Below are 3,912 nucleotides of genomic sequence, written 5' to 3'. Positions count from 1 at the left end.
GCCGAACCACTGGCCGGGCACGCTCATCCTGCTGATCCTGCTGGCGAGCCTGTGGCCCAACGCCGCCACCGAGCGCGCGGGCCGCAAGGAGGACCTGCCGAACACCCGGCTCCTGCTCATCGTGATGAGCCTGATCGCCGTCCTGGTGGTCGGCATCCGCTTCTACGAGTTCACGACGCTGCACGTGCTCTGGGATACCAACGCTTATGGCTCGGTGGTCTGGTTCCTCCTGGGCCTCCATGCGCTGCACGTGATCACCGATGCCGGCGACACGATCGTGCTGACCGTCCTGATGTTCACCCGCCATGGCCACGGCAAGCGCTTCAGCGATGTCAGCGACAATGCCTTCTACTGGTACTTCGTCGTCCTGACCTGGATCCCGCTCTACCTGCTGATTTACTGGTTCCCCCGGACGTGACCGCCATGGCCAGCCACCTCTCCTCGGGCGTTTCCTGGGCGGGCCTGCTGGCAGGCCCCAGTGCCTGGGCGATCAACACCCAGCTTGGCTATGCGCTGGTGGACTGGAGCTGTGTCAGCCGGCTCCAGCCGCTGCCGTTCGTGGCGGCGGCCCTGCTGCTCGTGGCGCTGGTGGGCACGTTCCTGTCCTGGCGGGCTTGGCGCCACCTGCCGCGGCAGGGCTCTCTCGAGGAGTCGACGAGCCGGCAGCCTCTGCGGATGGTGGCAGCGATCGGCGTTCTGCTGGGCGTTCTGTTCGCCCTGGTGATCGCGGCGCAGGGCATGGCCGGGGTCATGTTCGACGGCTGCGAGCGATGACACGCCTGGCGCTCCTGGCCCTGCTCCTGGCACCGCTACCGGCCTCCGCCCATGGCGGTGCCGCCGGCTATCTCACGGCCGAGGGTGCCTGGAGCTTTCCGCTGGAGGCCATGATCCCGCTCTATCTGGCGGCGGGCCTATACCTGGTCGGCACTTGGCGGCTGTGGCGCCGGGCCGGCCATGGCCGTGGCGTGCGCCATTGGCAGGCGGCCTGCTTCTGGTGCGGCTGGACCGTGTTGGCTCTGTGCATCACCTCGCCGCTCGGCCTGCTTTCCGAGCAGCTCTTCGTGGCCCACATGATCGAGCACGAGCTCATGGTGATCGTGGCTGCCCCCCTCCTGGTGGTCTCCCGCCCGCTCGGCGCCTTTGCCTGGGCGCTGCCAATCGTCTGGCGGCGCGCCCTGGGCCGGATCGGCCGATGGCGGTCCCTGGCGGCATCCTGGCGCTGGCTCACCGGCGCTGGCGTTGCCACCTTGCTGCACGCGGCGACCCTTTGGGCATGGCACCAGCCGGACCTGTTCGCCGCCGCGCTGAAACGGGACTGGGTGCACTGGCTGCAGCACGTCAGCTTCCTCGTCACCGCCCTCCTGTTCTGGTGGTCGATCATCGACGGCAGGGCGCGGACCTATGGGCCGGCCCTGTTCTGGCTGTTCGTGACCATCCTGCAGAGCGCGTTCCTGGGCATCCTCCTGGCGCTCTCGCCTAGGCCTTGGATCCCCCGCCAGACCGACCTATTGGCCGGCTGGGGCCTGACGCCGCTCCAGGACCAGCAACTGGCCGGCTTCGTCATGTGGGTGCCGGGCGGGATGGTCTATGTCGGCGTGGCGCTCGCCCTGGCCGCCGCCTGGATCAGGCATGCCGGCACCGAGGCGCGCCGGAGGCAGACCTATGCCTAACCGCCGTCTCATCGGCTCGGCCGTGGTCCTGGTCGTGCTCCTGGCAGGTGCGGCGGTCGCCCTGACAGCCGATCCCCCGCTAGGCGAGCTATTGGGAGAAACGCCGCGGGCCCATGAGCTGATGCGCCGCTATGGCTGCGCCGGCTGCCACGAGATCCCGGGCGTGGCGGCGGCGCGCGGCCAGGTGGGTCCCTCCTTCGAAGGCCTGACAGGGCGGATCTATCTGGGCGGGGTCGTACGGAACACGCGCGAAGGCCTCGTGAACTGGATCGTCGACCCGCGCGCGCTCGCTCCGCACACGGCAATGCCCACCACGGGCATCAGCCGCGAGGAGGCCCAGGAGATCGTCGACTATCTCCATCGATGACCGCGGCATCGATCAGGCGCACGCATAGACGGGCTATCGGTGAGGTCGCTGGCCGATCAACGGATGCCGCTGAAGGATGATCCGGCTCTTGGCGGCGGGCCAAGCCCGGCACCACTGCACCCTCAGTCGTCTGTTTTGTCCGGAATGGCGCGCCCGAGAGGGATCGAACCTCTGACCTCTTGCTCCGGAGGCAAGCGCTCTATCCGCTGAGCTACGGGCGCGTGGGCCGCGTTGTTAGCGCCCCTTGTCGGGAAGGGCAAGCCTGCTCGCAGCGGTGGCTGCGGTGCTGGCAAAGCACGGGCGGGGATGCGCCGGCCGAGCCCTGCGGCTAGGATGCCGCCCTGTCCGCCTCCAGATCGATCCCGGGCCAGCATGACCATCCAGCGCACCATCTCCCCCGTCGACCAGTCCGTCTATGTCGAACGTCCGCTCGCGGACGGTGTCATGATTCAGGCGACCCTCGACCGGGCGCGTGCCGGCCAGGCGGCCTGGCGGCAGGTCAAGCTGGACGAGCGGATCGCGGTGGTCGGGCGGTTCGTCGACGCGGTGCTGGCGCACAAGCCGGAGATCGCGCAGGAGATCACCTGGCAGATGGGCCGGCCGATCGCCCAGTCGCCGGGCGAGCTCGGCGGCTTTGCCGAGCGAGCGCGCTACATGATGGGTGTCGCACCCGAGGCGCTGGCCGACCTGCGCTTCGATGACAAGCCGGGCTTCACCCGCTTCATCCGCAAGCTGCCGGTGGGCGTGGTGTTCGTGATCGCGCCCTGGAACTACCCCTACCTCACTGCGGTCAACGCGGTGGTGCCCTCGATCCTGGCCGGCAACGCCGTGATCCTGAAGCACAGCGCGCAGACGCCGCTTACCGCAGAGCGGTTCGCGCAGGCTTTTAAGGAGGCCGGCCTGCCGGAGGGTGTCTTCCAGTATCTGCATACCAGCCATGCCGACGCGCTCGGCATCATCCGCGCCGGCCAGGTCAACCATGTCAGCTTCACCGGCTCGGTCGCCGGCGGACACGAGATCGCGCGGGCAGCCGGCGAGACCTTCATCTCCACGACGCTGGAGCTGGGCGGCAAGGATCCGGCCTATGTCCGGCCCGACGCGGACATCCAGCACGCGGTCGAGAATCTCGGCGACGGCGCCTTCTTCAACTCCGGCCAGTGCTGCTGCGGCATCGAGCGGCTCTATGTGCACGAGGCCGTCTATGACGCCTTCGTCGACGGGCTGGTCAGCTTCGCCGCGGGCTACCGCCTGGGCAATCCGACCTTGCCCGAGATCAATATCGGGCCGATGGCCAAGGCCCGCTCCGCCGACTTCGTCCGCGACCAGGTGGCCGATGCCGTCGCCAAGGGTGCCCGCGCGCTGGTCGATGCCAGCTCGTTCCCAATGGACGAGCGCGGCTCCGCTTACATCGCGCCGCAGGTCCTGGCCGGGGTCGACCATGGCATGAGCGTGATGCGCGACGAGAGCTTCGGCCCGGTAGTGGGGGTGATGAAGGTCAGGAGCGACGAGGAGGCGATCGCGCTGATGAACCACAGCCCCTACGGGCTCACCGCCGCAATCTGGACCTCAGACCCGGAGGCGGCCGAGCGGATCGGCGACCGGATCGAGACCGGAACCGTGTTCATGAACCGCTGCGACTATCTGGACCCCGCACTCGCCTGGACCGGGGTCAAGGACACCGGCCGCGGCGTGTCCCTGTCCAAGCTGGCCTATGACCACCTGACCCGGCCGAAGTCGTTCCACCTGCGCACCCGGATCTGAGGGGCAGGCGAGCGGCTCGCCATGATGCGGGGCATCCAGGATCCGAGCCGGCTGGTGCCCCTCGCCTTTTTGGTCGTGGTGCTGGTCGGCACCCTGCTCCTGATGCTGCCGGTG

General features: G+C 68.7%; 5 protein-coding genes and 1 tRNA gene. 5 read left to right on the top strand and 1 reads right to left on the bottom strand.

The annotated features are described in order from the left end of the window. From EQG76_RS20490 to EQG76_RS20475, 4 genes are all read left to right on the top strand, one after another. On the top strand, positions 1-418 hold a 418-nt coding region (locus EQG76_RS20490), incomplete at its 5' end, for a cytochrome c oxidase subunit 3 (protein WP_200840976.1). Positions 419-423: 5 nt separating this feature from the next. Then, complete coding sequence (locus tag EQG76_RS20485; protein ID WP_159716196.1) at positions 424-774, top strand: hypothetical protein; 351 nt, start codon at positions 424-426, stop codon at positions 772-774. After that, entirely contained in the window at positions 771-1,670 is a 900-nt protein-coding gene (locus EQG76_RS20480; protein ID WP_159716195.1) for a cytochrome c oxidase assembly protein, read from the top strand. Before EQG76_RS20485 ends, EQG76_RS20480 begins: the two co-directional genes overlap by 4 nt. Next, entirely contained in the window at positions 1,663-2,037 is a 375-nt protein-coding gene (locus EQG76_RS20475; RefSeq protein ID WP_159716194.1) for a c-type cytochrome, read from the top strand. Before EQG76_RS20480 ends, EQG76_RS20475 begins: the two co-directional genes overlap by 8 nt. Before the next feature lie 145 nt (positions 2,038-2,182). Here the strand turns inward: EQG76_RS20475 and EQG76_RS20470 are convergent. After that, positions 2,183-2,258, bottom strand: a tRNA-Arg gene (locus EQG76_RS20470). A gap of 151 nt (positions 2,259-2,409) precedes the next feature. On the opposite strand from EQG76_RS20470, the gene EQG76_RS20465 reads away from it, so the two are divergent. Further along, the gene (locus tag EQG76_RS20465) at positions 2,410-3,798 is read left to right on the top strand and encodes an aldehyde dehydrogenase family protein (RefSeq protein ID WP_159716193.1); all 1,389 of its coding nucleotides are present in this window, start codon (positions 2,410-2,412) and stop codon (positions 3,796-3,798) included. Positions 3,799-3,912: the final 114 nt, after the last annotated feature.

Origin of the sequence: Geminicoccus flavidas (genome assembly GCF_009806515.1) — a bacterium.
Classification (GTDB): Bacteria; Pseudomonadota; Alphaproteobacteria; order Geminicoccales; family Geminicoccaceae; genus Geminicoccus; species Geminicoccus flavidus.
The sequence above is the reverse complement of the archived record's forward strand: the minus strand, read 5'-3'. Positions and strand labels throughout refer to the sequence as shown.